This window comes from Dactylosporangium vinaceum, from assembly GCF_019904175.1.
In the GTDB taxonomy this organism is placed as follows: Bacteria; Actinomycetota; Actinomycetes; order Mycobacteriales; family Micromonosporaceae; genus Dactylosporangium; species Dactylosporangium vinaceum.
Genome location: NZ_CP061913.1, coordinates 3,946,276 through 3,970,739, shown reverse-complemented (window position 1 = coordinate 3,970,739; position 24,464 = coordinate 3,946,276). Strand labels below are relative to the sequence as shown.

The following is a 24,464-nucleotide window of genomic DNA, read 5'->3' as shown; positions in this document are numbered from 1 at the left end:
GGACGCCGTCGACACCCGGCTCCGTTGCACTCATGGTCATGGGCCCTTCCCACCAGGGCCGGGCCCGCGCAGGCGGGCCCGCCGCTCGGCGACCAGCCGCTCCGGTTCCACATCGGACAGTTCGCACAGGTTGGTCACGACCGCTTGGCGCACGACCAGTGCGGTGGCAACCCAGTCGCACCCGGCGCCGCCCTCCGGCTCGGGGATCACAGCATCGACGATCCCGAGCGCGAGCAGGTCACGTGGGGTGAGCTTCAGCGCAGCCGCGGCCCGGCTGGCCTCGGCGCGGTCATGCCATAGGATGGCGGCACAGCCCTCCGGGCTGATAACCGAAAACGTGCTGCCGGAGAGCATCAGCAGGCGGTCGGCGACGGCCAAGGCGAGCGCGCCTCCGCTACCGCCCTCACCGGTCACTACGGCGACCACCGGCACCGGCAGCATGGCCATGAGCCGAAGATTTCCCGCGATCGCCAGAGACTGCCCCTGCTCCTCGGCCCGGGCTCCCGGATAGGCTCCGGGCGTGTCGACAAGCGTGACGACCGGCAGCGTCAGCTTCGCGGCTAGGCCCATGAGCCGGGCGGCCTTGCGGTAACCCGGCGGTGTCGGCATGCCGAAGTTGCGCCGGGCGAGCTCGGCCGCATCATGGCCTTTCTGATGCCCGATCACCACGACCGGGGTGCCGGCAAGGCGCGCGAGCCCGCCGACGACGGCCGGGCAGTCTGCGCCGATCCGGTCACCGTGAAGCTCCACGAAGTCGTCGAAGACGAGACCGAAGTAGTCCAGCGACGTCGGCCGGTCCAGGGATCGCGCCGCACGGACCTGCGCGGCCGGGTCAGGCTCGGGCAGGAGTGCGGGGTCGCGGATGGCCTGCGGTGGATCGTCGATGCCGGGTGCGAGTGACGGGCCGGCCACGGCCGCACGGCTGAGCGCCCCCAGCAACCGCCCGAGCCGCTCGCGCAGCTGCGCCCGGGGCACGATGAGGTCCAGCAAGCCGTGCTCCATTAGGAATTCGGCGGTCTGAAACCCGGGCGGCAGCTCCTCGCGCACCGTTTGCCGGATCACTCGTGGCCCCGCGAACCCCATCCGGGCGCCCGGTTCGGCGAGGAGCAGGTCGCCGAGGCTGGCGAACGACGCCGCGACCCCTCCATAGGTCGGATCGGTAATCAGTGAGAGCGTCGCCACACCGGCCTCATCGAGCGCCGCCAGCGCCGCGCTCGTCTTCGCCATCTGCATGAGCGAAACTGCGCCCTCCTGCATGCGGGCACCACCCGAGGCCGTGACCAGGAGCAGCGGCACCCGGTCGGCCAGGGCGGCCTCCGCGGCCAGCGTGACCAGCTCGCCGACGGCCGCGCCGAGGCTGCCGCCGAGGAACCGGAAGTCCATCACTGCCACCACGACCGGGTGGCCCTCGATGCGACCACGGGCAACGACAACCGCCTCGTCCAGCCCGGTGGCCGCGCGCGCGGCGGCCAGGCGGCTCGGATACGGCCGCAGATCTGTGAACCGCAGTACGTCCTCGGTCGCCACGCCGGAGCCGAACCGGCGGGCCGAGCCGGGATCGAGCAGCTGCTCGAGGCGCTCCGCAGCGGGTACGGCGTCGTGGAACCCGCACTCCGGGCAGACCCGCAGTGCCCGCAACCATCGTTTGCCGAACACGACGGCGGGACAGCGTGGACACCGGATCCAGCCCGCGTCGCTCGCCTCAAGCGGCGCCGGAGCGGACCTCGTCCCGGTGGTCATGTCCCGGAGCCCTGCTGGGCAAGGCCGCTGAGGCGCTCGTTGACGAGGGCGAGCATCAGCCGCGGTGTGGTGGCCCGCTCGATGTCATCGTCGGAGATTGTCACCGTCAGGGTGTCCTGCAGCCGGGTGGCCACCTCGTAGCGGGCGAGCGAGTCGACGCCGAGGTCCGCGAACGATTCGTCGAGTGTCTCGACACTGATGACGCCGACGTCGGTGACGCCGACGCAGCTGGCCACGACCTGCTGCAGGTCGGCGATGTCGAAGTGCTGCTGCATCACGGCTCCCCATGAAGACCGGCGGTTGGCTTGGCCCGTCCGACTGTTCCGCCGCAGCCTCAAGCCCGGTTCAAGGACCGCCTAACCGGGTCGCCTGAGCCGGGCTTGAGTCGCCGTCGTGAGGGTCGGGGCATGGCTGCACAACGGATCCAGGTCAGACCGGCTGCGCACAGCGGCATCCTGGGCGTAGGCGCATACCGGCCGCGACGGGTGGTTTCCAACGACGAGGTGTGCCGGCGTCTCGACTCGACACCCGAGTGGATCGAGTCGCGCTCCGGCATCGTCAGTCGCCGGTTCGCCGGGCCGGAGGAAACCCTGTGCGCCATGGCGGTGGCGGCGGCCGGCGCGGCGTTGCAGCACGCCGGCGTCACACCCGACGCGGTCGGCTGCGTCATCGTGGCCAGCATGTCGAATTTGGTCCAGACACCGCCGCTGGCCGTGCTGGTCGCCGATGAAATCGGCGCCGGCCGGGCCGCCGCGTTCGATCTCTCCGGTGCCTGCGCCGGGTTCTGCCATGCCCTGGCCGTCGCCGGCGACACGGTCCGCGCCGGTGAAGTGCGCTACGTGCTGGTGATCGGCGTGGAACGGATGACCGACATCATCGACCCGGCCGACCGGGGCGTGGCGTTCATGTTCGCCGACGGCGCCGGTGCGGTCCTCGTAGGCCCCACGTCGGCGCCCGCCATCGGGCCGGTGGTCCGCGGGGCCAACGGCGCCTTCCGTGAGGCGTTGCGGATGAGCGCGAGCTGGGCCGAGTTCGGTGCCGACCCGCAACGTGAGCGGCCGGTGATGCGCATGGACGGCCGACGCGTCTTCCGATGGGCCGTCGAGGAGGTCGTCACCGCCGGCCGGCAGGCGCTACGCGACGCCGGGCTGGGCGTGAGCGACCTCGCCGCATTCGTGCCGCACCAGGCGAACCTGCGCATGATCGACGTGCTCGCCGACCGGCTGGAGCTCCCGGCTCATGTCGTGGTGGCCCGAGACGTGGTGACCGCCGGCAACACCTCGGCCGCGTCGATCCCCATGGCGCTGCGGCGGCTGCTGGACAACAGCGCCGCCGCACCTGGCGGACCGGCGCTGCTGTTCGGATTCGGGGCCGGCCTCAACTACGCCGGGCAGGTAGTACTTCTGCCGGCCGGCGGAGCGCGGCGGTGAGGCTCAATCATGCGTTCGCCGGGCGTGAGTATCCGCCGACGCCGCCACGGCGCATCGAGGAGCACGAGATCCGGTCCTTCGCCGCGGTGCTGGGCACGCCAACGACCGGCGGTGCCGCGCCGCTCGCGCCGGCCACGTTCGCAATCGTGCTGTCACTGCCCGCGGACGACCAGGTCGTCCGAGACCCGCAGCTCGGCCTGGACTACCGCCGGGTCCTGCACCGTGAGCAGTCGTTCGTCCACCACTGCCCGATCCGGGCCGGTGATGTGCTGACGGTACGGGTACGCGTCGCGGACGTCCGCTCGGCCGGGCGGCGCGAGATCTTGGTAACCCAGGCGGAGATCGAGACCGTGTCCGGTGCGCCGGTTTGCACGGTGACGACGACGCTGATCGTGCAGCCGGCCGGGACCCCGGCGTGACGGCGGCGACGCACCTCACGGTGAGCGCGGCCGATCTGCACCGGTACGCCGCCTGCTCGCACGATGACAACCCGATCCACCTCGACGGCGCGGCGGCCCGGGCGGCCGGGCTGCCGGGCCGGGTGGCGCACGGCATGCTGGTAATGGGACTGGCGGTCGAGACCGTCGCGCGCCGCGTCGGCGGCCCGGCCCGGATCGCGGCGTGCTCGGCACGGTTCCTGCGGCCCCTCGTGGTCCCGGAGACGGGCACGGTGCCGATCGCCGTCATGGCCACGGCCGAGGGCGCCGCGGTCCACGTCGCGGTCCACGGCCCGGATGGCCTCGTGGCCAGGGTCACCGTGACTCTGGTCGATGGCTGACGCCGGCCCCGGCACCGGCGTGAGCGAGTCCAGCAGCGGAAATGGCAGGTGCGCGGTCAGGACTTGTAGCGCCACCCCACGCCGATCGGGCAACACGTGAATCCTGGAGCCCGGTTCGCCACAGTCGAGCGGATCTGGCCCGCTCAGGTCCGCCTGTTCGCAGCGCGGACGCTCATCGGGTCGACGATCGCCCCCTAAGGGGGCGTCTCACTTGGTGAGGCTGTGGCCTCCGGCATGATCTGCTGTTTGTGGCAAATGTTGTCGAGGACATGATCCAGACGTGGGCTCCGGACGACCTGCGGCAGGTCGCGCAGCCGTTGATTCCGGTTGCTGCGAAACGACCGGGCGGTACTCGCCGCGATCGCGTACATGGTGCAGGCAGGCTGCTTGTGGCGGAAACTGCCCGCGGTGTTCTTCGGGGTCTCCCGCCCGACGGTGCATCGCCGGTTCACCGAGTGGACCAAGTACGGATTGTGGGAACAGATCCATCATGAACTGCTGCACCGGCTGCAGGTCGCTGGTGGGATCGACTGGACCCGGGCGATCATCGACTCGATCAGTGTCCGGGCGGTGAAAAGGGGGACCTGACCGGGCCAAACCCGGTCGACCGCGGCAAACCGGGCGCGAAGATCCACGTCCTGTGCGACCGGCGGGGGATCCCGCTGCAGGTGCTGATCTCCGCGGCGAACACCCCGGACGCGCAGCTGCTGTTCCCGTTGCTGGACGCGTTCACGCCGGTGCGCGGGCGGTGCGGCCGGCCTCGCCGCCGCCCGGAGAAGCTCCACGCGGACAAGGCCTACGACCAGCAAGCGATCCGAGCCGAGGTTCACCGTCGCGGTATCCGCGTCCGGATCGCCCGCAAGGGCGTGGAGTCCTCCGAGCGGCTGGGCCGGCACCGGTGGGTCGTTGAGTCGTGCCTGTCCTGGTTCATGAACAACCGCCGGTTGACCCGCCGCTACGAACGCAAAGCCGAGCACTTCCAAGCCTTCGCCGACCTCGCGGCCATCCTCATCTGCCACCGACGACTCACCAAACTCACCAAGTGAGACGCCCCCTAAAGTGCCTTTTCGGGCCAGGTCATACGCGCCACGTGGGCGGCCGAGCGCTCGAAGCGAAGCGCCGCATGCGATGTCGCCACAGCCACATCACGCCATACACGCTGCAGGCGGCTGTGCTCCGTCTGGGCCCGGCTGCCGGCGGCCCGGAAGAGCCGGGTCGCGGCCTGCGCGGCCAGCTCGGCGGCGAAGACAGCGTCGCGCGCCGCCCGCACCGCGAAGCCTTCCGGCCGATCGCTGTCGTCGGCGGTGCCGGCGGCCCGGCCGAGCAGCAGCTCCGCCGCGGCGAGCTCGCTGCCGCAGCGGGCGAGCACGGCCTGCGCGACCGGGTCCGCCCGGGCCGCTCGCCCGCCCGGATCCCCGAGCCCGGCGATGCCGTCCGACCACTCTCGCAGCGCGCCGTGCACGGCGCCGACGGATGGAGCGGCGAAGAGTGTCCCGGCCACTGCCAGCAGCGGCACATGGTGACAGCGCGCGCCCGAATGGATATTGCGGCCGGCGAGCAGGTCTTCTTCGGCGAACGAGCGGTGGCTCGGCACCATCGCGTCGTCGAGGCGGACCGTGTTGCTGCCGGTGCCGCGCATGCCGACAGTGCGCCAGGTGTCGAGGACGTCGAAGTCGCGGCGCGGCACGGCGAAGAAACGCCGCTCGCCGGCGGCCACACCGCACAGCAGTGCCCAGTCGGCGTGGTCGACCGCACTCAGCATCTGCCACTGTCCGGACAGCCGCCAGCCGCCGCTGCCGCCGATCACCTCGCCGGTCGGCACGAACGCCGCGGCGATCGCCGCGTCGGGCCCCTCCCGCCACAGCTCATCCTGCCCGGCGGGTGGCAGGTAGCCGCCCATCCGGCCGGAGGTGGCCAGGATCATGGCGCACCAGGCCGCGCTGATGTCGGCCGCAGCCAGCGTGAGCAAGCCGTCGAGCAGTTCAGCGAAGCCGCCTGCAGCCCCGTCGTGGCGCAGCGGGACGAAGTGCCGGGCGTATCCGGCCCGGATCAGCTCGGCGATGGTCTCGCCCGCCGGGCGGCGCTGCTGTTCGGCGCGGTCGGCGTGGTCGCGGGCGACCTCGGCCGCCGCGGCTGACGTGGCAGCCAGGCCGGTACTCAGAGTGTAGGGCATTGCAGCAGTCCTCTCAGTCGCCGAACCAGGTCCGCAACACCTCGGTGAGACCGGCGCGGTCGGGTTCGTCACCGGGCCTGGCGGCCCACAGCACGCAGTTGTCCGGGCGCAGCAGCACGGCGGTCAGCCCGGGCAGCTGGCCGCCGACGATCGCGGACGCGCGGATCACATCGATGCGGCCGGCCCACGGCTGCGCCACCTCGGCAAGGCCGTAGGCCGGGACCATGTCCAGCAGCAGCCCGTGGCCCGCCTCGGCAAAGGCCGCCTGGGCGACAAGCCCGCCGCCCGCCGCCCGCAGCGTGAGGTTGGGCAGGATCGTGCCCGCGAGTGGATCATTTCCCCCTACGTTGTAGCGAGTGTCGAACCCGGCGAGCATGCGTCCGAGGTGACGCTCGACCTCGGGCAGGTCCATCAGCTCCGCGAACAGGTTGCGCAGCGCGGTGCTGTGCGGGTCGGGGCGCATCAGGGCCGTCTGGGCGCGAGTGTTGTCGACCAGTCGGGCACCGACCGGTTGGCGCTCGGCGGAGTAGGTGTCGAGCAGGCCGGCTGGTGCCCAGCCGCGGATGGCAGCGGCGAGCTTCCAGCCGAGGTTCACGGCGTCGACCAGGCCGACGTTGAGGCCCTGGCCGCCGAACGGAGCGTGTACATGCGCGGCGTCGCCGGCCAGCAGTACGCGCCCGCTCCGATACGTCGCCGCCTGATAGGCGCCGTCCGCGAAGTACCCGCCGCCGTCCATGGCCGTGATCGGCACGTCAGTGCCGCGCACCCGCGCGAGGCTGGCCCGCAGGTCCTCGAGGGTCATCGGGCCGCTGTCGGCGGGTGGCGGGCCGTCGAACTCCAGCGTGGCGACCCGATTGACACCGAGGCCGTAGACGAGAACCCCGCCGGGTGTGTACGCGAAGCCGGGCCGCAGCGCCGCCGGATCGTCGAGCGTGACGACGGCCCGCCGGCCGGTGAGGGTCGCCGGCGTGCCGGTGAAGGCAATCGCGGCCAGGGCCCGCACAGCGCTGCCGCCGCCGTCGCAGCCCACGAGGAAGCGTGCCCGCAACGACCGCTCGCCGCCACGGGTACAAGCCGTGACCGTGACGCCGTCGGTGTCCTGCTCGACGCCGGTCGCCTCGTGGTCGCGGCGCAGGTTGCCGCCGAGGCGGCCCAGAGCTTCCTGCAGGATGCCGACGAGGACCGGCTGCTCGACCCGCATCCGCCGCCGCCCGGCGCCGTACCGACTTGAGTCGATCTTGTCCAGGCCGGCGAAGTGCTCCTTCGGTCCGTGGGCTTCACCGGAGTACCCACCAGCGGCGGCCATGTCCGCATAGCCCTGCAGTGTCCTCTCCTCCGCCGCCAGCAGTTGCGGCATGAGCCCCCGGCGCTCGAGCGCCTCGACGGCTAGAGGGCCGATGGAGCCGGCCTTGGTCACCGGGTCCGCCTCGGCCCGCCGCTCCAGGAGCATGACGTCGATTCCGGCCGTGCGCAGCTCGATCGCGAGCATGAGACCGACCGGGCCGGCCCCGGCCACGATCACGTCGGCATCGAAGTGCTTCATGGCGCGACCATCGGCGCACGGCCTCAAGCCCGGCTCAAAGGCCCACCTGTCACCGGCGCCCTTGAGCCGTTCGGGAGCCGGCGGCGCCAAGCTCGCACACCCGTTGTCGGCACAGGAGGTCTGTCATGATCATGCACACGCTCGTCTACCGCTTCACCGAACCCGCCCCGGAGGTGCAGCGGCAGGCGTTCTTTGCCGAGGCCGGCCGGGTGGCGCTGGGCACCGGACTCGCGGAGTCCTTCGCGGCGCAGCCCGGCCTGCCGGGCCCGATGGGTGACGGTGCGCAGGTCGCCATCGCGCAGCTGACGTTCCGCGATGCCGAGCACCTACGTGCCTATGCCGCCGCGCCGGCGGTCCGGCAGCTGCTGGCCCGCTGGCGGCAGCGGCTGCACTGGGAGATCGTTCCCATCACGCACGAGCCGCTGCACCCCGCCGCAGCTGAGGAATGACGTCGGAGGCGACCAGCTCCAGCTGGTCGATGTCGGTGACGTCGAACAGCTGGAGGTAGAACCGCGTGCATCCGGTGCGCTCGGACCAGCGCCCGAGGACGTCCACCGCCCGGGCCGGGCTGCCGGTGACGCCGCGGCGCACCATGGCGGCGAAGTGCGGCCCGAGCGCCGGAGTCCGCCGGGCCACTTCGGTGTCGGTACGTCCGACCGCGAGCGTCAGGGCCGCGGAGTGGATCAGGGTCGCCGGGTCGCGGCCGGTGGCGCGGCAGGCGTCATCGGCCCGGCGGTAGGCGGCCACGGCAGCGTCAAGGCTCGTGTAATTGGCGTTGTACTCTGCCGCGTACCGGGCGGCGAGCTGAGGGGTCCGCCGCGGTCCGGTGCCCCCGATGATGATCGGCAGCGTCGGCGACTGGGCGGGCCGGGGCCGGCCGGCCGCGCGGGTGAGTTCGTAGTGCTCGCCGGTGAAGGAGTACTCGGCGCCCGGGGGCGTCGCCCACATGCCGGTGAGGATGGCCAGCTGCTCCGTCAGCCGGTCGAAGCGCTCGGTGAAGGCCGGGAACGGCACGCCGTACGCATCGTGCTCGGCCTGATACCAGCCGGTGCCGATGCCGAGTTCGACCCGGCCTCCCGACATCCGGTCGACCTGGGCCACGGTGACCGCGAGCGGTCCGGGGCGACGCAGTGTCGAGGCCGTGACGAGGGTGCCCAACCGCAGGGTCGAGGTCTCGCGGGCGAGACCGGCCATGGTGGTCCAGGCATCCAGCGGGCTGTGCCGCACGTCCGGGTCCGCCATCGCGAGCAGGTGGTCGGACGTGAAGAAGGCCTCGTACCCGGCGGCGCCGGCCGACCGGGCCGCCCGTAGGACATCGGCGTACTCGGCACCCTGCTGCGGTTCGACGGTGATGCGGAAATCCATGCCTTTCGTTGTACTGCGAGCGCCGCACGATCGCTCAAGCCCCACTCAACCCCGCGGGCGGCTACCGCGGGTGACGAAGCCGCGCTAGTATCTGGGACAGCGGTCCGGAACAGAGGAAGCACCTTGACCAATCCACGAACGAGCACGCGCCACGAACGCATCGATGCAACGCGCAACCGTCAGGCGATCCTTGCCGCGGCGAGCGCGCTGTTCACGCGCCCGGACGCCGCCGCAATCTCGATGCGTCAGGTCGCCGCCGTCGCCGGAGTCGGCAAGGGCACGGTCTTTCGGCACTTCGCCGACCGGGAAACCCTGATCGCGGCGGTACTGCAGCCCCGGGTGACCGCACTGCGCGAGGCGATCGAGTCAGGACCGGCACCACTGGGACCCGGCGGACCACCCGAGGAGAGCCTGGTCGCGCTCGTGCTGGCGCTGTTCGACTTCGCCTGGCACAACCGGCCGCTACTGCGGGCGCTGGAGGTGCAGGGCCCGGATGCGTACTACGCCAATGCGGCAAGCCGGTTCTGGATCGACGAGCTGATCCGGCGCCTCGCTGCGACCGCGCCCGGCACGGACCACGAGTACCGGGGGCACGTGCTGTTCACCGCCCTGCGCGCGGACGTCATCGAATACCTGATGAACAGCCGAGGCATGGACGAACACCGACTGCGGGCCGGACTGACCGAGCTGGCCCGGGCGCAGGCCCGGTCCGAAACCCGCGCACACCATGTGCATAATGCGTGAATTCTAAATTCGGTGACCTGACTCACAGGGCAGCAACTTGTAATCATATTGACTCACATGGTTATGTAATATTTATTGCGAATACCCATTCCCATTGACCAAAACCGAACACGAGGACGGCACGGTCACCCCCGTCGCCGACTGTGGAGGAATTCATGGGGGAAATCTCGACAATCACGATTCTGGGGCACTTCTCAGTGCGCGGAGGCGAGGGCATCGACGCCGCACCGAGCGCACCTAAAGAACGCAAGGTTCTGGCGCTCCTGCTGTTCAACTACTGCCACGTCGTCCCGGTCCACGTCCTGGTCGACGAGCTGTGGGGAGACGATCCGCCAAAGCGGGCCCGGACGGCCCTGCAGACCTACATCCTCAACCTGCGCGGCCGCCTGGCTCAGAGCCTGGGCCGTAGCACCGCTGACATCCGCGACGACGTACTCGTGACCCGCAGCGAGGGGTACCAATTCCAGCTGCGGGACTGCTACTTCGACCTGCACGACTATCTGGGCCTGGTGACGCTTGGCGAAAGCGCGGTGCACGAGGACGACGACGCCAAGGCGGCGGAGGTGTTGCGCCGGGCCGAAAGACTGTGGACCGGCACCGTGCTGCCCGACGTCGACCACGGACTGCCGCTGCAGGCGGAGGTCGCCCAGCTCGAGCAGCGCCGGCTGGCCGCCCAGGCTCTGCGCATCGAGAGCGAGCTGCGCCTGGGCCGCGACCGGGAACTCGTCGGCGAACTGTCCCGACTGGCGTTGCGCAGCCCCTACGACGAGCGGCTGCACGAATACCTGATGCTCTGCCTGAGCCGCCTGGGCCGCCGGGTCCAGGCCCTTGAGGTCTTCCACCGGCTCCGCACCTCACTCGTCCAAGAGTTGGGCATGGAGCCGTCCCTGCGCACCCAGAAACTGCATCGTGACATTCTTGAGTCTGCCGCAATGAGCCTGTAATAAGCAGGCACTTCTTGAGTGAGATAAGAGCCTGGAGCCATATCGTTCTTTCGATCGTGAAAGCGATCGGAAATCGACGAGAAGGGCACCATATGCGGGTTCTCATCTGCACCTATCCCACGGCGAGCGACATCTTCTCGACCGTGCCGCTCGCCTGGGCCCTGCGCGCCGCCGGGCACGACGTCCTCTATGCCGGCGGCGGCAACGGCATGCGTGACAGCGCCGGCGCCGGACTGCCGTATGCCGACCTCGCTGCTCCAGACGCCGACCTCGCCGCCCCTTTCACCCGCCGGTCGCAGCACGCCGGCTCGGGCCAGCTGGTCTGGTACCGCGGCGGTGAACTCCAGGAGGCCGATATCAAAGCCGCCGTGGAGCTGTTCGCGGAGCTGTCCGACCTCGTCGCCGACGGTGCGGTCGAGTTGGCCCGGCGGTGGCGACCCGACCTCGTCGTAGGCACTGACATCCAGGGCGCCGGAGCCCTCGCCGCCACCGCTGTCGGCGCGCCGCTGGTCAGCCTGACGACACTCCTAGCCATCGTCCCGGACATGGTTCAGCGTCTTCGCCACGCCCTGGCCGAGGCGTATGACCGTCACGGCGTCGTCGGCGAACCGCCCGAGATCGACCGGCTCCGAACCACCCCGCCGAGCCTCAACCGCATCGACGGCGGCCACGGGCTGCTGCGCCACGTGCCGTACAACGGATCCCACCTGGCCCTGGGAGCACTGCCGGACTGGCTGACCCGTCCGCCGCGGCGGGCCCGGGTGGCGCTCACCCTCGGTACGTTCGTTCCCAAGTACGGCGGGCTGGCCCTGCTCGACGACCTCATGGCCGAGCTCGCCGCCGTCGACGCCGAATTCGTGCTCGCCCTCGGTGACGTCGACCGTGATCGGCTGCCGGTGCTCCCACCCAACGTCCGGGCCGAGGGCTGGGTCCCGCTCAACACGCTGCTGAGCACGTGCACCGCCATCGTGCACCACGGAGGCTCCGGAACGACGTTGACCGCGCTGGCCGCCGGCGTTCGTCAGATCATCCTGCCGCAGGGGTCGGACCAACACTTCACCGCCCACGCCGTGGCCGCCCGCGGGGCCGGGGTGAGCACGACCTCGCGGCACGTCACCGCGGAGCTCATCACCACCACCCTCGACTCGGCCGCCATCGGCCGCGCCACCGCGGAGATCCGAGACGAGATCGCCGCCATGCCCTCACCCGCCGACGTCGCCCGCACCCTGCACGCTCGCCACGCGCACTGAAGGAGCAATCATGACAATCCTCATCACCGGCGGCCGCGGCCATGTCGGCCGCAGCCTCGCCAACACACTGCTCGCCCGCGGCGAGAAGGTCCGTGTCGCCAGCAGTGAGCCAGGCCAGGCCGTCTTCACCGACGGCCTGGAGGTCGTGCAGGCCGACCTGAGCCGCCCAGAAACGCTGGCGCCGGCGTTGGTTGGTGTGTCGCGCGTCTTCCTCTACGCCCGGCCGGCCACCGCCGCAGAGCAGGTACGGCTGATGGAGGAGGCGGGGATCGAGCACGTGACGCTGCTGTCGACCCGCTCGTTGACGTTCCCCGACGCCGACACCAACCCGATCGCGCGGCTGCATGTGCAGGTCGAGCGCGCGCTCGGACGCTCGCGTCTCCCGTGGACGTTCCTTCGCGCCGGCACGTTCGCCACCAACACCCTGCAATGGGCCGATATGATCCGCCGGGAGTCGGTGGTCCGCGCACCCTACCCGCAGTCGCACTCCGCCCCGGTCCATGAGGACGACATCGCCGACGTTGCCGCCCTCACGCTCACCGGTTCCGGGCACGCGGGCGTCATCTATGTCATGAGCGGGCCGGAGTCGATGCCGCAGATCCGCCAGGCCGAGCTCATCGGCGATGCCATCGACCGGCCGGTGCGCTTCGAGGAGCAGCAGCCACAGCAGTACCGCGAGACCCTGAGCCGGTGGGGTCAGGCCGACGTCGTCGATCAGCTGCTGCGGTACCTCAGCACCTGGGACGACCACCCGGTGCCCGTTGTGGACGCGCGCCAGCAACTGTTGGGCGTTACCGGCCGCTCCTTCGCCCGTTGGGCGGCCGACCACGCCGACGACTTCCGCTGAGCGCCCGGATCGCTCCGGCCCGCAGGAAAGTGAGCAACACGATGAAAGGCATCATCCTTGCCGGCGGCAGCGGCACCCGCCTCTACCCGCTGACCCGGGCGCTGTCCAAGCAACTGCTGCCGGTCTACGACAAGCCAATGATCTACTACCCGCTGTCGACCCTCATGCTCGGCGGCATCCGCGAGGTGCTCATCATCTCCACCCCGACCGATCTGCCCGCGTTCCGGCGCGTCCTCGGTGACGGCAGCGACCTGGGGCTCCAGCTGCAGTACGCCGTCCAGCCGCGCCCGGCGGGCATCGCCGACGCATTCCGCGTCGGTGCGGCATTTGTCGGGCGCGACCCGGTCACGTTGATCCTCGGCGACAACATCTTCTACGGCCAGGGTCTGGCGCTATTGCTGCGCCGGGCGGTCCGGGAGGTCACCGGCTGCGCGCTGTTCGGGTACACCGTCGCCGATCCGCACCGCTACGGCGTCGCCGAAACCGACGCGGACGGCCGGCTTACCCGAATCGTGGAAAAGCCGGCCGACCCGCGCAGCTCCGAAGCGATCACTGGGTTGTACGTGTACACCAACGACGTGCTCGAAATCGCCCGCGGCATCCTGCCCTCGCACCGGGGTGAGCTGGAGATCACCGACGTCAACCAGGTGTACGTCAACGAGGGTCGCGCGACCCTGCACTCGCTCGGGCGCGGGTATGCCTGGCTCGATGCGGGCACCTACGACGGGCTGCTCAGCGCGTCGCAATTCGTGCAGGCGATCCAGCACCGGCAGGGCATCCCGATCGCCTGCCTGGAGGAGATCGCGTTGCGGATGGGGTACATCGACGCCCGCACCTGCCGCGCACTGGGCGAGCGGCACGCCCACTCGCCCTACGGCCAGTATGTGCTGGCGGCGGCGCCGATCGGAGCCTCGGCATGAAGGCGTTGCTTGTCACCGGCGGCGCCGGCCTGCTGGGCGCCGAACTGGCCCGCCGCCGATCCGCCGGTGACCTGTACCGCTCCTGCCGCTCCGGCGAGCTGGACATCACCCGGCCGGCCGCCGCCGCGGCAAGGGTCGGCGCCTTCGCCGCGGATGCCAGGGCCCGCGGGCTGCCAGCCGTGCTCATCAATGCCGCCGCGTTCACCGACGCGGACGCAGCCGAGGCCAGGCCCGAACGGGCCTTCGCCGTCAACGCCCTCGGCCCCGCGCACCTGGCCGCCGCGTGCCACCGGCACGATGTCGCGATGGTGCACGTCTCCAGTGACTATGTGTTCGACGGCCGCACCGGCCGGCCTTACGAGCCGCTCGACGCGCCCAATCCGCTGAGCGTCTACGGCCGGACCAAGCTCGCCGGGGAGTGGGCGGTCACAGGCTCCGGTGCACGCGCCTGGGTGGTGCGCACCGCCTGGGTCTACGGCACGCACAACCGCAACTTCCTGTCCACTATGGTCCGGCTGGAACGCGACCGTCCCTGGGTCTCGGTCGTGACCGACCAGATCGGTTCGCCCACCTGGGCCGGTGACCTCGCCGCCGGGCTGCTCGCGCTGGCCGACCTGATCACCGCCGACGCCGCTCCGGCCGAGCGCCTGCTGCATTGCGTCAATCCTGGTGCCGCCAGCTGGCACCGGCTCGCCTGCGAGATATTCCGCCGGCTCGGCGCCGACCCGGACCGGGTGCGCCCGTGCACGACTGCGGAGTTCGGCCGCCCGGCGCCTCGACCGGGCTACTCCGTCCTGGGACTGGACAGCTGGCGGGAGGCCGGCCTGCCGGTGCCCCGGCCGTGGCTTGCGGCGCTCGACGCCGCCTTCGAGTCCTCCGCGCTTGGCGACGACCTGTTCGCCCACTTGCCCATCGAAGTAGCCCCGTTTGGCCGGGAGCGTATCGCCGCCCGACGTTAGCAGCCGTTGCCATCGGCGGCGGCCACCGGATGCCGGTGGCCGCCGCCGTCACGCAAAGGCCGCAACAGGCCGTCGGCGCAGTTCGCGATACCGACGCAGACAGTCCTCATAGCGCGGCAGACACCCCGCCGCACGAGCCTGCCCGATGGTCGGCGCGGTACGGTCGCGCTCGGAGACAATCAGCTCGAGCTCAGCCGGCAGCGGCAGGCCCAGAGCCGGGTCGAGCGGATTGACGCCGTGCTCAGCCTCCGAATCGTACGGTGTCGACGACAGATACGTCAGGACGGTGTCGTCCTCCAGCGCGACAACCGCATGCGCCAGCCCTTCGGCGAGGTAAACGCCGTGGCATTGCGTCGCGTCCAGGCGCAGCGCCGCATGCCTGCCGAATGTCGGCGAGCCGACCCGCAAGTCGACCACCAGGTCCAGCAGCGCGCCACTGGAGCAATACGCGAACTTCGCCTGCCCGGGAGGTACGTCGGCAAAGTGGGGACCGCGGACCGCACCGCGCCGCGACAGTGCATGGTTGACCTGCGCGAAGACCGGCCGGTAGCCGAGCACAGCTGAGAGTGAGGGCAGATGCAGCGGCACGTAATACAGGCCGCGCGCATCGGGAAACGTCGGCGGCGCACACTCGTAGGCGTCGGGCACAGGGAGCTCACGGATCAGCATTTCGCCTCCATCGGCAGGCTCAGGGCACGGCCGCGGCATACAGAGCGGCCGTGGCGCCGCCGGGGGAACGACGCCACGGCCGCAGCCGGCGGTTGCTCTACGGAACAGGGCAGTTGTGATAAGCGGCCACCCGCCAGCCGTCCGCAAGGCGAGTGATGGTCCAGGTGGCGATGCGGTGCTCGCCGTCGGCGACTTGATCCTGCCCGGCCAGCAGAATGCCGATGTCGCTGATGACGACCACGGTGTCGTCGTTGATACGGCGAATCAGCCGCGGCACGTTGTGCGGCCGGCTACCGGCCAGCGCACCGGCGAAGGCGGCGGCCATGAACTGCCGGATCTCCTCCCGGCCGTTCAGGAACACCCCGGTCATGATGAGCGTGGCATCGTCCGTGTAGATCTGGGAGACCGCGTCGGCATCGCCGGCCTGCCACGTGTCCTGCAACCGGTCCAATACACCCTTGACGGCTTCCTCGGACTCATGGGTCGTGCTGGTGGTCATCGGTGCTCCTCGGATTGCTCCGGCACGATCGACAGCGTGTGCCGGAATACGTTGTGGGGGTCGAAGCGGCGCTTGATGTGCTGCAACCGCGGATAGTTGTGCTTGTAGTACAGGTCGTGCCACGGCACGCCGGAGGTGTTCCACGCCGGATCGGCCAGATCGACGTCCGGATAGTTGATGTACGAGCCGTCGCTGATGTCGCCGGGCACCGGAACACCACCCGTATCGGCGTAGACGTCACTATAGAAGCGGCGCAGCCACAGCAGGCTCGTCTCATCGTCCGCGGCGTCGCGCCACGTCGCGGTGTACACCGCTTTCAGGATCGAGTCGCGCTGCGCCAACGCGGTGGCCGCCGCATCGACGGCGTTCACCTGACCGCCGTACGACACGAGCCACAGCCGCGCCAGCTCCATCTCCGGCCTCGGCTCACCGGTGAGGTACCGGTGGATCGTGGCGATCTGGGCATCGGAGAACCCGCGGCGCAGGTAGCCCGCCTTACCCTTGTACCGTGCGTACTCGGCCCCTCGCTGCGCATCGGCGTCGACATCCGGGGGTACCACCGCGAACAGCCACGGCTGGGGCTCGGTGACGAACCGGTTACCCCCGATGCCGGCGCCGACCGCATCGAAGTAGCCCTCGAGTACCGCTCGCGCGTCGGGCTCGCTGCCGTCGAGCATGGCGAACAAGAGGATGTCGGTCGGGTTGTCGGTTTCGCCGCGCGCGGTCACCATGAGCGTCGAGTGCAGCGCAGTGCCGCGGTCGCCGGGCGCGCTGTTCGACTCGTGCCATCTGGCGTGGTTGTGCATCAGTGCGCTGAACCGGTCGGCGGGCAGATCGGCCCACGACCACATCATGCCGCCAGTGAGCTGTAGGGCCGGGGGCTTCGGCAGCAGCATCGCGGGATCGTCGCCGTCGACCGGCGATCGCAGCCAGTAGCGCGTGACGACGCCGAAATTGCCGCCGCCGCCACCGGTATGAGCCCACCACAGATCGCGGTTCGGGTCGTCGATTTCCCGGGTCGCCTCGACGGTCCGGGCCCGCCCGTCGGCGTCCACGACGACGACCTCGACACCGTACAGATGGTCAACGACCGAGCCCAGACTGCGCGACAGGGCACCGTAACCACCGCCCTGTATGTGACCACCCACGCAAACTGAATGACACCATCCACCCGGAATGGTGACACCCCAATTGAGGTACAGCATACGGAATACCTCGCCCAGCGTCGCGCCGGACTCGACCTCGAAGGCACGCCGCGTGGCATCAAAAGAAATGTTCCGCATACCTGCGAGATCAATGATGACACCACCAGCATGCTCGCCGACGGAATTCTCCAGCGAATGCCCGCCGCTGCGCACCGTCACCGGCCGCCCGGCGTCCACCGACGCCTGGACGGCGGCCACCACCTGCTCCGTCGACCAGGCCAGATAGAACCGGTCAGGCCGGTGCGCGAACCGCTCGTTGCGGCGACGCAGCGCCAGGTCCTCGTAACGGGGGTCGCCGGGCCGCACAGCGACCGGCGGTGCCGCCCGGTGCGGTCCGGCCGCAGCTGGGCGGAGGGTCTGCATATCGGTCATCGGCGGGAATTCCTCTCGGCGTCAACATCAACCCTGCTCCTGCGACACTCAGCCGCCGCCCTCCGCCGACACTCAAGGATCACTCAATTCCGCTGATAGCACCGGAATTGCCGAGTCCGCATGCATCGTCGAATCTCAATCGACATATGCTCGATGGCGTCGAACAATTCGCAGCGGGAAGGAACACCGTGACGGAGCAGTACCGAGCAGTGGCATTTTCAGCATTCGGCGGACCCGAGGTCCTCGAAGTGATCGAACGCCGGGTCGAGTCGCCCGGCGAGGGGCAGGTGCGTATCGCGGTCCGGGCCGCCGGCGTCAATCCACTGGACTGGAAACTGCGCGCCGGCGCGGTGACGTTCATCCCGGTCGAGTTTCCAGCCGTGCCGGGCGGCGAGGTCGCCGGGGTGATCACGGCGCTCGGGCCCGGCGTCACCCGCTTCACCGTCGGTGACGAGGTCCTCGGTGGCACCACGCTGGGCGGCTACGCCGAGCAGGTCCTCGCCCCCGCCGACGGGCTCACGGCCAAGCCATCCGGCCTGGCCTGGGATGTCGCCGCCGGCCTGCCCATCGCGGCCAACACCGCCGCATACGCACTCGCCGAGCTCGGCCTGAAAGCCGGCGAGACCCTGGTCGTCGACGGCGCGGCCGGCGGGGTCGGCACGGTGGCCGTCCAACTCGCCGTCCAGGCCGGCGCAACCGTGATCGGCACGGCCGGCGAGGCCAACCACGCCTACCTGCGCGAGCTCGGAGCCACCCCCGTCAGCTACGGCGAGGGCCTGGCCGATCGGCTGCGGCAACTCGCACCCCACGGGATCGACGCCGCGTTGGACGCCTCCGGCCGCGGCAGCCTCGCCGCGCTCGTCACAATGGCCGGCGGACCACAGCGGGTCGTCACCATCGCCGACCCCGCGGCCGACCAGCACGGCGTCCGGATGATCTTCGGCGAACCGGCCGGAGCGGCCGAGCGGATCGCGACAGTCGCCACCCTCGCCGCGGAGGGCCGGCTACGACTACCCATCGCCGGCACGTACCCGCTCGAGGAAGCCGCGCAGGCCCACCGGGTCAGCGAGCGGGGCCACCTCCGCGGCAAACTCATCATTAAGCCGTAAAGCGGACAGCCGGGCACCTTCGCACCGGACGGTTCGGCGAGCCGGCCGACGACCCGGGTGGCGGCACCGGCCCCGCCACCCCAGCGGACCGCGCGGGCCGGACCTGCCCGGCTCTATGATGTGCGGGCGATGACCGTACCCTGCGGCCATGACCAACATGGAGCCGGTGCGGAACGTGCGGGCGGGCGTCGGCGGGCGCGCCGCGGTTGCGCTGTCGGTTGCCGTGATGTGTGGTGTCGGTGGGCTGGTGCTCGCCAAGGGGGTCGCGCGGTTCAACGCCGTGGCTCATCGGCCGATCGCCGCCACACCAGCCTCCAGCCGCACGGCGCCCCGGGCCGCGCGTTCCGTCGTTGTGGTGTGGAAGATCGTCCTGCCGACGACCGCCGATCACTACACGCGCCAGCCCGACGGCGGGACGGCGACATCCGCGATCGAGCGGCTGCGCGCGTCGGGCGCCAAAGACCCGGTCGGCGCGGTGTACGTGTCCGACCTCGATCCCCGCAACGTCGTCGTGGTCTCCGGAGCGACCAGCACCACGTTCGGGCCGGACCAAGACGGCGAGGTCGACGCGGCCCTGGCCGGGTTCGCGCCGGGCGACATCGAACGCGTGCGCGTGCCGGCCATCGGCGGGCGAGCCGCCTGCGCCGGGACAGCGACGTGCGTGCTCGTCGCGGAGGGGCTGCTCCTCGACTTCACCTTCAGCGGCCCGGGCACCGCGAAACCGGCGGACGCAGCAGCCCAGGTGTCGCTACTGTCCGCCGACATCGTGCAGCCGCTCTGACTCCGCCGGTCACGCAGCGCTGCACCGGTGGCGAGATCGGCAGCGTCCGGGCAGTACACCAACACCACTGTGGCCGCGGTGCAGAGCCTGCGCTCGAACATGGGCCCTGGCCTACGGCGGCAGCCGGTCACCATCACAGCTGGTCATGGAGTACCTCCGACACCAGCACCGATATGCAACTCGACATGGCCCGGACCCAGCTGATCACCGGCAGGTGGGCGATATCGCCGTCGAACATGGCCACAATGCCCGGCGGCGCACTTGGTCCATCCCCGGCTGGCCGCCGACCGCTGGGCCTGAACGGAACTTCCCGCGGGGCAGGTGCAGCGGTGCTGCGCCCCGCCCCACGGCAACGGCTTCGGCGGCGGTCAGTACCGGAAGTTGCCGACCAAGGCGGACAGGTCACTCGACATGCGGGCCAGGTCGGTGGCGGACTGCTGGACTCGGTGACGCTCTGGCTGGTGGTGTTCGCCGCCTCGGCGACGCCGGTGATGTTCGCGGCGATCTGCCCGGTACCAAAGGCGGCCTCGGTGACGCTACGGGACATCTCCGCTGTGGTGGCGGTCTGCTCCTCCACGGCGGAGGCGACAGTGGTCTGGTAGTCGCTGATCCGGGCGATCACCTGAGTCACCTGCTCGATCGCGGCAACCTCGCCGGCGGTGTCGGCCTGGATCGCCTGCACACGCCGGGAAATGTCCTCGGTCGCCTTCGCCGTCTCCTGCGCCAGATCCTTGACCTCGGTGGCGACCACGGCGAATCCCTTGCCGGACTCGCCGGCCCGGGCCGCCTCGATCGTGGCGTTGAGGGCGAGCAGGTTCGTCTGCTCCGCGATCGAGGTGATCACCGCGACGACATTGCCGATCTGTGCGGAGGATTCGCCGAGCTGCTGCATCGTGGCGGTGGTCTGCGCGGCGGTGTGCACGGCGGTCGCGGCGACCTGCGCTGCCTCGGAGGCGTTGCTGGAGATCTCGCGGATCGAGGCGCCCATCTGTTCCGCGCCGGCCGAGACCGTGTCGACGCTGCGCGACACCTCCTCGGCGGCGGCCGACACCGCCTGCGCCTGCGCCGAGGCTTCCTCGGCGGATGTGGCGATCTGCACCGAGACCGCCGACATCTGCTGCGACGCTCCGGCGAGGGACACCGCCGACTCACCGATCGTGGCCATCGTCGCGCGCAGCTTCCCGATCGCCTCGTCCAGGGCCCGGCCCATGCGGCCCGGCTCGTCCTGCGACGTCAGCCCGGCCGTCTGGGTCAGGTCGCCGACCGCAAGGGCTTCACAGACCCGTTCGATGCGCGCCAGCGCGCGCACCACCTGACGTGCGACATAGATAGCAGCGGTCAGTGCCAGCAGCACGATGGAGACCGTTCGGCTGGTGCGGTAGCCGCTGCGCGCCGACGCGGCGGACTTCGCCGCATCAGCCGCCTCGGTCGCCCGTAGCGCCGCCAGGTCGGTGCTCATGGCGTTCACCAGCGGGACTACCTCACTGTCGCGGACCTTCTGCCAGCCGGCCAGATCGTTGACCCGACTGGCCGGGATGAGCTTCGTCTGCACGATACTGACGTAGGCGTCCCACTGCTGCTGGACCTCGTCGATCGCCTTCGCGGTGGCGGCCGGATGGGAGTTGCGGTAGGCGGCCATCGCGGTCTGGAACGTCTGCAGGTCGGTGGTGAACGCCTGCTCGTACCTCGCTATCGTCGCCACATCCTGCGAGATCGCATGCTGGGCTGCATCTACCATGGCCTGCGCGACCGCGGCCCGGATGTCGCCGACTGCGGACACGCTTGCCACGTTGCTGGTGTAGATCTGGTTCGCCGCATTGCTCGCGCCAGCCAGCGCCAGCAATCCCACGACGCCGACGACCACCGCGACAAGCAATCCGATCGCGGCCGTCACCAGAATTCTGCCGCGGACCCCGAGACCGGCTGAACGCCTCGCCCCGCTGGTCGATGCCATCATGGCCATCATCTCCCCCCGTGCTGGACCAGCACCGGCCCGAAGGCCCGGGCAGCGCTGAACCGAAAGCGGCACACCTCAGACGCGACGACTCTCACCGACAAATCGCGGCGCTGCATCAGCGCAACGGCTCAAGCGGACAGGTTCGCAGCCGATAATGCTCCTCGGCAGCCCGACGGCCGGACGCTGATCCTCGCCTCGCCGGCCGCGGGCGCCACTCTTCCTCCGCCTTCGCGTAGACAGAGCCGGCTACCCGGCTCCGGCGTTCGCTACATGCCTCAGTGGTCGCCGTGCCTGGACCCCGCCGCTGTCGTAATGTCCATGGTGACGCGAGGACTTCCTGTCCTGCCGAAGAGCGTGCACGCGATGGTCAGATTGCTCTGTCTGCGGTGGTGGCGTCGAAAATGGCTCCCGTCAGATCCGCGCCGGTCAGATCCGCTTGGGTTAGGTCGGCGCCGGTGAGGTTGGCCCCGCGTAGGTCGGCGTAGGTGAGCCGGGCGCCGTGCAGGCTTGCGTTGGTGAAGTCGACGCGCCGCAGGTCGGCGTGGCTCAGGTCGGTGTTGCTCAGGTCGACGCCGCGGCGACTGATCTTGCGTGTGCCGTCCGCGCGCGTCAGCTCACACGCGAGGAGCAGCAGCAGGCTGTTCGTTCGGCGTCGGTAGTCGAGAAGGTCCGCGGCGAGGATCTCGTCGGCGCCGGCCCGGGTCAACCGGTCGATGTCCTCTCGCAGCGCATTGAGACGTCGGCGCAGTGGCTCGGCCGCCTCCAGAGTCGCCCCGACGGTTAAGGGGATGAGCATTTCGTGCAGGTGCCGCACAAATCGGAACGTCTCGAACATTCGCTCGGCGGTTTCCGGTGCGTCCCGCCCTGAGCGGCCGCCGAAGGCCAGTTGGGAAACCTTCTGACCGGCACCGAAGCAGTCGTAGGCAACGCAGCCGCGAAAGCCCCGGGCGTTCAGACTGCTGTGGATGGTGCACCGGAACTCGGCCGCCAGATTCGGACACGGTTTCCCGGCTTCTTTGGTGATAGCAAAATCGGCAGACGCGGGGAAGCTGGGAGCGACGCAGCAGAGCCCGAAACAGTCTTCACACTTTCCGCGGAATTGTTCGTCGGCTTCACGAGCTTCATCGCCTGCTTGCTCAGGCACAGCTTCATCCTGGAGCGTCTGATGGGTCCTGCCAGCATACGAGGCAGCGGCACAGGGCGTCCCGGACATAGCAAATCCGCCGGGCTGTGGTTGCGGCCGCTCCCGCGCGTCGGCGGCAAGGCCCCCGGTACTGGCCGAGATCGTCGCCGAGACCGGTGCGTCGGCGACTCCGGCCCGGCTGGGCGCCGAGAGTGCTCCCCGATGCCGCGGTCGGCCCTCGCACCGCCGGGCCACGCTGGCCGGCCCGTCGGCATGGATGCGCGGAGAAACCGTTATGGACGTCGTGGAAGCAAGTCGCGCCCTGTTTTCACGGCCGCCGGATCCGCGCCCGGGCCGCCCTTGACGTGCGCGTTCACCCCGCCACACGGGCGCCGCGCGGGCCGCGTCGCTTGTGACTTTTCACGCACGGATGTCAATGTCTTCGCGAAGGTTCTGTGAGCGCTAACAAGCCGCCGCAGTACTGACGACACTGTTTTTCACAACCGGTTGCGAGGCTCCCGCCTGCCCCGCCCGAAGGAGGTAGCGCGATGCGACGACGCGTCATAGAAGGCGCGGGACCGACCCGGCTCGGCATCGCCCTGATAGCGGTCGTGCTCGGCGCGTTCGGGCTGGCGGCCGGGGTCCTGGCCCACCCCGCCTCGGCGGCCGACAACCCCTACCAGCGGGGCCCGGACCCGACCGTCGCCGGCGTCGCCGCGACCAACGGCCCGTTCGCCACCGCGCAGCTGACCGTGCCGGCCGGGAACGGTTTCAACGGCGGCTCCATCTACTACCCGACCGACACCAGCCTGGGCACGTGGGGCGCGGTGGCGATCGTGCCCGGCTACTCGGCGCTCTTCGCCAACGAGGAAGCCTGGATGGGCCCGCGCCTGGCCTCGTTCGGGTTCGTCGTCATCGGCATCGAGACCAACAGCCGCACCGACGGGGCCGACGCCCGCGGCATGCAGCTGCTCGCCGCGCTTGACTACCTGACCCAGCGCAGTCCGGTGCGCGACCGGGTCGACCCCGACCGGCTCTCCGTCATGGGCCACTCGGCCGGCGGGGCCGGCGCACTCCTCGCGGCCATGCAACGCCCGTCACTGCGGGCCGTGGTCGGGCTCGCCCCCGGGTCGCCGACCGGGCTGTCGAGCCTGTCCACCGACCGCGTGCCGACCCTGTTCGTCGGCGGCCAGACCGACCCCACCGTCACGCCGGCTTACCTCGACAATCTGTACGCCACCCTCCCGGCGACGACCCAGAGCGCCTACGTGCAGCTCAGCGGCGCCGACCACCTGTTCTTCACTCGGGCCAACAACGTCGAGATCCGCCGGCTCGTCCCGTGGCTGAAGCTGTTCGTGGACAACGACACCCGCTACACCCAGTTCATGTGCCCGACGATCCCGGACCCGACAGGCGTCTCCCGGTACAGCGCCAAGTGTCCACTGATACCGCCGGGCGGCCCGACGCCGTCGCCGAGCTCCGCCTCGCCGTCCTCGCATCCTTCGGCCTCGGCGTCGGTGTCCGCGCAGCCGTCGCGGACTCCACCGGCGAGCGGCGCTCAGCAGATCGTGGGTTCGCAGTCGGGTCGGTGCGTGACCGCGACGAGCCAGAGCGCGGGTACCCAGGTGCAGCTGCAGGACTGCGCGGGGCAGCCGGGTGCGACCTGGACCTACACCGCCGGTAAGCAACTGCAGGGCGCGGGAAACCTGTGCCTGGACGCCAACGGTGCAGGTACCGGCAACGGCACGCAGGTGATCGTGTGGTCGTGCAACGGGCAGGCCAACCAGCAGTGGAACGTGAACTCCGGCGGCACGATCACCGGGGTGCAGTCCGGGCTGTGCATGGACGCGAACGGTGCCGGCACGGCGAACGGTACGAAGATCATCCTCTGGTCCTGCAACGGCCAGGCCAACCAGCGTTGGAGCCTTCGCTAGCGCGGAGCCCACACGTGTTCGCTTCCCCGCCAGTCCCCAGAGCGGTACGGCCCCGTGAACTCCGCCGCCATCCGGAAGTTGACGCCGCGACTCGTACCCGCTCCGACCTGACAGGAGATCGT

Annotated in this window: 23 protein-coding genes and 1 pseudogene; 14 read left to right on the top strand and 10 right to left on the bottom strand. The window is 70.3% G+C overall.

Features of this window, described 5'->3' with window-relative positions; translation table 11 throughout:
* Positions 1-36: 36 nt before the first annotated feature.
* Positions 37-1,740, bottom strand: a complete 1,704-nt coding sequence (gene accD, locus Dvina_RS17790) for an acetyl-CoA carboxylase, carboxyltransferase subunit beta (RefSeq protein WP_223103581.1) — start codon at positions 1,738-1,740, stop codon at positions 37-39.
* A complete protein-coding gene (locus Dvina_RS17785; protein ID WP_223103580.1) occupies positions 1,737-2,015 on the bottom strand; it encodes an acyl carrier protein in 279 nt (92 codons plus the stop codon). Before Dvina_RS17785 ends, accD begins: the two co-directional genes overlap by 4 nt.
* A 132-nt stretch (positions 2,016-2,147) precedes the next feature.
* Between Dvina_RS17785 and Dvina_RS17780 the strand changes: the two genes are divergently transcribed.
* From Dvina_RS17780 to Dvina_RS17765, 4 genes and pseudogenes are all read left to right on the top strand, one after another.
* A complete protein-coding gene (locus tag Dvina_RS17780) occupies positions 2,148-3,170 on the top strand; it encodes a beta-ketoacyl-ACP synthase 3 (protein WP_223103579.1) in 1,023 nt (340 codons plus the stop codon).
* Complete coding sequence (locus Dvina_RS17775) at positions 3,167-3,589, top strand: FAS1-like dehydratase domain-containing protein (RefSeq protein ID WP_223103578.1); 423 nt, start codon at positions 3,167-3,169, stop codon at positions 3,587-3,589. The genes Dvina_RS17780 and Dvina_RS17775 overlap by 4 nt, the downstream gene beginning before the upstream one ends.
* Entirely contained in the window at positions 3,586-3,948 is a 363-nt protein-coding gene (locus tag Dvina_RS17770; protein ID WP_223103577.1) for a MaoC/PaaZ C-terminal domain-containing protein, read from the top strand. Before Dvina_RS17775 ends, Dvina_RS17770 begins: the two co-directional genes overlap by 4 nt.
* A 269-nt stretch (positions 3,949-4,217) precedes the next feature.
* Positions 4,218-4,994, top strand: a pseudogene (locus tag Dvina_RS17765) (IS5 family transposase).
* Between the two features lie 8 nt (positions 4,995-5,002).
* On the opposite strand, the gene Dvina_RS17760 reads toward Dvina_RS17765, so the two are convergent.
* A complete protein-coding gene (locus tag Dvina_RS17760) occupies positions 5,003-6,121 on the bottom strand; it encodes an acyl-CoA dehydrogenase family protein (protein WP_223103576.1) in 1,119 nt (372 codons plus the stop codon).
* Between the two features lie 13 nt (positions 6,122-6,134).
* Positions 6,135-7,664, bottom strand: coding sequence for an FAD-dependent monooxygenase (locus tag Dvina_RS17755; RefSeq protein WP_223103575.1), 1,530 nt, complete (start codon positions 7,662-7,664; stop codon positions 6,135-6,137).
* A 125-nt stretch (positions 7,665-7,789) separates the two neighbouring features.
* Here Dvina_RS17755 and Dvina_RS17750 point away from each other — a divergent pair, with 125 nt between their 5' ends.
* On the top strand, positions 7,790-8,113 hold the full coding sequence (locus Dvina_RS17750; RefSeq protein WP_223103574.1) for a hypothetical protein: 324 nt from the start codon (positions 7,790-7,792) through the stop codon (positions 8,111-8,113).
* Here the strand turns inward: Dvina_RS17750 and Dvina_RS17745 are convergent.
* Positions 8,073-9,029: a TIGR03560 family F420-dependent LLM class oxidoreductase gene (locus tag Dvina_RS17745; protein ID WP_223103573.1), complete on the bottom strand. Its 957-nt coding sequence runs from the start codon at positions 9,027-9,029 to the stop codon at positions 8,073-8,075. The two genes, Dvina_RS17750 and Dvina_RS17745, sit on opposite strands and share 41 nt — an antisense overlap.
* A gap of 123 nt (positions 9,030-9,152) precedes the next feature.
* Between Dvina_RS17745 and Dvina_RS17740 the strand changes: the two genes are divergently transcribed.
* The 6 genes from Dvina_RS17740 (at position 9,153) to rfbD (ending at position 14,693) form a co-directional block, all read left to right on the top strand.
* Complete coding sequence (locus Dvina_RS17740) at positions 9,153-9,773, top strand: TetR/AcrR family transcriptional regulator (RefSeq protein WP_223103572.1); 621 nt, start codon at positions 9,153-9,155, stop codon at positions 9,771-9,773.
* 155 nt (positions 9,774-9,928) lie between these two features.
* Positions 9,929-10,717: an AfsR/SARP family transcriptional regulator gene (locus Dvina_RS17735; protein ID WP_223103571.1), complete on the top strand. Its 789-nt coding sequence runs from the start codon at positions 9,929-9,931 to the stop codon at positions 10,715-10,717.
* Between the two features lie 92 nt (positions 10,718-10,809).
* Entirely contained in the window at positions 10,810-11,967 is a 1,158-nt protein-coding gene (locus Dvina_RS17730; protein WP_223103570.1) for a nucleotide disphospho-sugar-binding domain-containing protein, read from the top strand.
* Between the two features lie 10 nt (positions 11,968-11,977).
* The gene (locus Dvina_RS17725; RefSeq protein WP_223103569.1) at positions 11,978-12,814 is read left to right on the top strand and encodes an SDR family oxidoreductase; all 837 of its coding nucleotides are present in this window, start codon (positions 11,978-11,980) and stop codon (positions 12,812-12,814) included.
* Between the two features lie 41 nt (positions 12,815-12,855).
* Positions 12,856-13,734, top strand: coding sequence for a glucose-1-phosphate thymidylyltransferase RfbA (gene rfbA, locus Dvina_RS17720; protein ID WP_223103568.1), 879 nt, complete (start codon positions 12,856-12,858; stop codon positions 13,732-13,734).
* Complete coding sequence (rfbD, locus tag Dvina_RS17715) at positions 13,731-14,693, top strand: dTDP-4-dehydrorhamnose reductase (RefSeq protein ID WP_223103567.1); 963 nt, start codon at positions 13,731-13,733, stop codon at positions 14,691-14,693. The genes rfbA and rfbD overlap by 4 nt, the downstream gene beginning before the upstream one ends.
* Before the next feature lie 48 nt (positions 14,694-14,741).
* On the opposite strand, the gene Dvina_RS17710 is transcribed toward rfbD, so the two are convergent.
* From Dvina_RS17710 to Dvina_RS17700, 3 genes are all read right to left on the bottom strand, one after another.
* Positions 14,742-15,362, bottom strand: coding sequence for a dTDP-4-dehydrorhamnose 3,5-epimerase family protein (locus tag Dvina_RS17710; RefSeq protein ID WP_223103566.1), 621 nt, complete (start codon positions 15,360-15,362; stop codon positions 14,742-14,744).
* 97 nt (positions 15,363-15,459) lie between these two features.
* Positions 15,460-15,861 carry an SgcJ/EcaC family oxidoreductase gene (locus Dvina_RS17705; RefSeq protein WP_223103565.1) on the bottom strand — a complete coding sequence of 134 codons (402 nt, stop codon included), beginning with the start codon at positions 15,859-15,861 and terminating at the stop codon, positions 15,460-15,462.
* Complete coding sequence (locus tag Dvina_RS17700; RefSeq protein ID WP_246656288.1) at positions 15,858-17,438, bottom strand: FAD-binding oxidoreductase; 1,581 nt, start codon at positions 17,436-17,438, stop codon at positions 15,858-15,860. Before Dvina_RS17700 ends, Dvina_RS17705 begins: the two co-directional genes overlap by 4 nt.
* Positions 17,439-17,584: 146 nt before the next feature.
* On the opposite strand from Dvina_RS17700, the gene Dvina_RS17695 reads away from it, so the two are divergent.
* Both Dvina_RS17695 and Dvina_RS17690 read left to right on the top strand, forming a co-directional pair.
* Positions 17,585-18,547 (top strand): NADP-dependent oxidoreductase, encoded by a 963-nt coding sequence (locus Dvina_RS17695; RefSeq protein WP_223103564.1) that lies wholly within the window; start codon positions 17,585-17,587, stop codon positions 18,545-18,547.
* A gap of 148 nt (positions 18,548-18,695) precedes the next feature.
* Entirely contained in the window at positions 18,696-19,328 is a 633-nt protein-coding gene (locus Dvina_RS17690; RefSeq protein WP_223103563.1) for a hypothetical protein, read from the top strand.
* Positions 19,329-19,461: 133 nt separating this feature from the next.
* On the opposite strand, the gene Dvina_RS17685 is transcribed toward Dvina_RS17690, so the two are convergent.
* Both Dvina_RS17685 and Dvina_RS17680 read right to left on the bottom strand, forming a co-directional pair.
* Positions 19,462-21,285: a methyl-accepting chemotaxis protein gene (locus tag Dvina_RS17685; RefSeq protein ID WP_343217166.1), complete on the bottom strand. Its 1,824-nt coding sequence runs from the start codon at positions 21,283-21,285 to the stop codon at positions 19,462-19,464.
* A gap of 367 nt (positions 21,286-21,652) precedes the next feature.
* Positions 21,653-22,429 carry a pentapeptide repeat-containing protein gene (locus Dvina_RS17680; RefSeq protein WP_246656286.1) on the bottom strand — a complete coding sequence of 259 codons (777 nt, stop codon included), beginning with the start codon at positions 22,427-22,429 and terminating at the stop codon, positions 21,653-21,655.
* Positions 22,430-22,956: 527 nt separating this feature from the next.
* Here Dvina_RS17680 and Dvina_RS17675 point away from each other — a divergent pair.
* The gene (locus Dvina_RS17675) at positions 22,957-24,342 is read left to right on the top strand and encodes a poly(ethylene terephthalate) hydrolase family protein (RefSeq protein ID WP_223103561.1); all 1,386 of its coding nucleotides are present in this window, start codon (positions 22,957-22,959) and stop codon (positions 24,340-24,342) included.
* The last annotated feature ends 122 nt before the right edge of the window (positions 24,343-24,464 follow it).

Excerpts from the sequence above, each read along its gene's own strand:
- accD (WP_223103581.1), bottom strand. The coding sequence starts at position 1,740 with ATGACCACCGGGACGAGGTCCGCTCCGGCGCCGCTTGAGGCGAGCGAC.
- Dvina_RS17785 (WP_223103580.1), bottom strand. The coding sequence starts at position 2,015 with ATGCAGCAGCACTTCGACATCGCCGACCTGCAGCAGGTCGTGGCCAGC.
- Dvina_RS17780 (WP_223103579.1), top strand. The coding sequence starts at position 2,148 with ATGGCTGCACAACGGATCCAGGTCAGACCGGCTGCGCACAGCGGCATC.
- Dvina_RS17760 (WP_223103576.1), bottom strand. The coding sequence starts at position 6,121 with ATGCCCTACACTCTGAGTACCGGCCTGGCTGCCACGTCAGCCGCGGCG.
- Dvina_RS17755 (WP_223103575.1), bottom strand. The coding sequence starts at position 7,664 with ATGAAGCACTTCGATGCCGACGTGATCGTGGCCGGGGCCGGCCCGGTC.
- Dvina_RS17750 (WP_223103574.1), top strand. The coding sequence starts at position 7,790 with ATGATCATGCACACGCTCGTCTACCGCTTCACCGAACCCGCCCCGGAG.
- Dvina_RS17745 (WP_223103573.1), bottom strand. The coding sequence starts at position 9,029 with ATGGATTTCCGCATCACCGTCGAACCGCAGCAGGGTGCCGAGTACGCC.
- Dvina_RS17735 (WP_223103571.1), top strand. The coding sequence starts at position 9,929 with ATGGGGGAAATCTCGACAATCACGATTCTGGGGCACTTCTCAGTGCGC.
- Dvina_RS17730 (WP_223103570.1), top strand. The coding sequence starts at position 10,810 with ATGCGGGTTCTCATCTGCACCTATCCCACGGCGAGCGACATCTTCTCG.
- Dvina_RS17725 (WP_223103569.1), top strand. The coding sequence starts at position 11,978 with ATGACAATCCTCATCACCGGCGGCCGCGGCCATGTCGGCCGCAGCCTC.
- rfbA (WP_223103568.1), top strand. The coding sequence starts at position 12,856 with ATGAAAGGCATCATCCTTGCCGGCGGCAGCGGCACCCGCCTCTACCCG.
- rfbD (WP_223103567.1), top strand. The coding sequence starts at position 13,731 with ATGAAGGCGTTGCTTGTCACCGGCGGCGCCGGCCTGCTGGGCGCCGAA.
- Dvina_RS17710 (WP_223103566.1), bottom strand. The coding sequence starts at position 15,362 with ATGCTGATCCGTGAGCTCCCTGTGCCCGACGCCTACGAGTGTGCGCCG.
- Dvina_RS17705 (WP_223103565.1), bottom strand. The coding sequence starts at position 15,861 with ATGACCACCAGCACGACCCATGAGTCCGAGGAAGCCGTCAAGGGTGTA.
- Dvina_RS17700 (WP_246656288.1), bottom strand. The coding sequence starts at position 17,438 with ATGACCGATATGCAGACCCTCCGCCCAGCTGCGGCCGGACCGCACCGG.
- Dvina_RS17695 (WP_223103564.1), top strand. The coding sequence starts at position 17,585 with ATGCTCGATGGCGTCGAACAATTCGCAGCGGGAAGGAACACCGTGACG.
- Dvina_RS17690 (WP_223103563.1), top strand. The coding sequence starts at position 18,696 with ATGACCAACATGGAGCCGGTGCGGAACGTGCGGGCGGGCGTCGGCGGG.
- Dvina_RS17685 (WP_343217166.1), bottom strand. The coding sequence starts at position 21,285 with ATGATGGCATCGACCAGCGGGGCGAGGCGTTCAGCCGGTCTCGGGGTC.
- Dvina_RS17675 (WP_223103561.1), top strand. The coding sequence starts at position 22,957 with ATGCGACGACGCGTCATAGAAGGCGCGGGACCGACCCGGCTCGGCATC.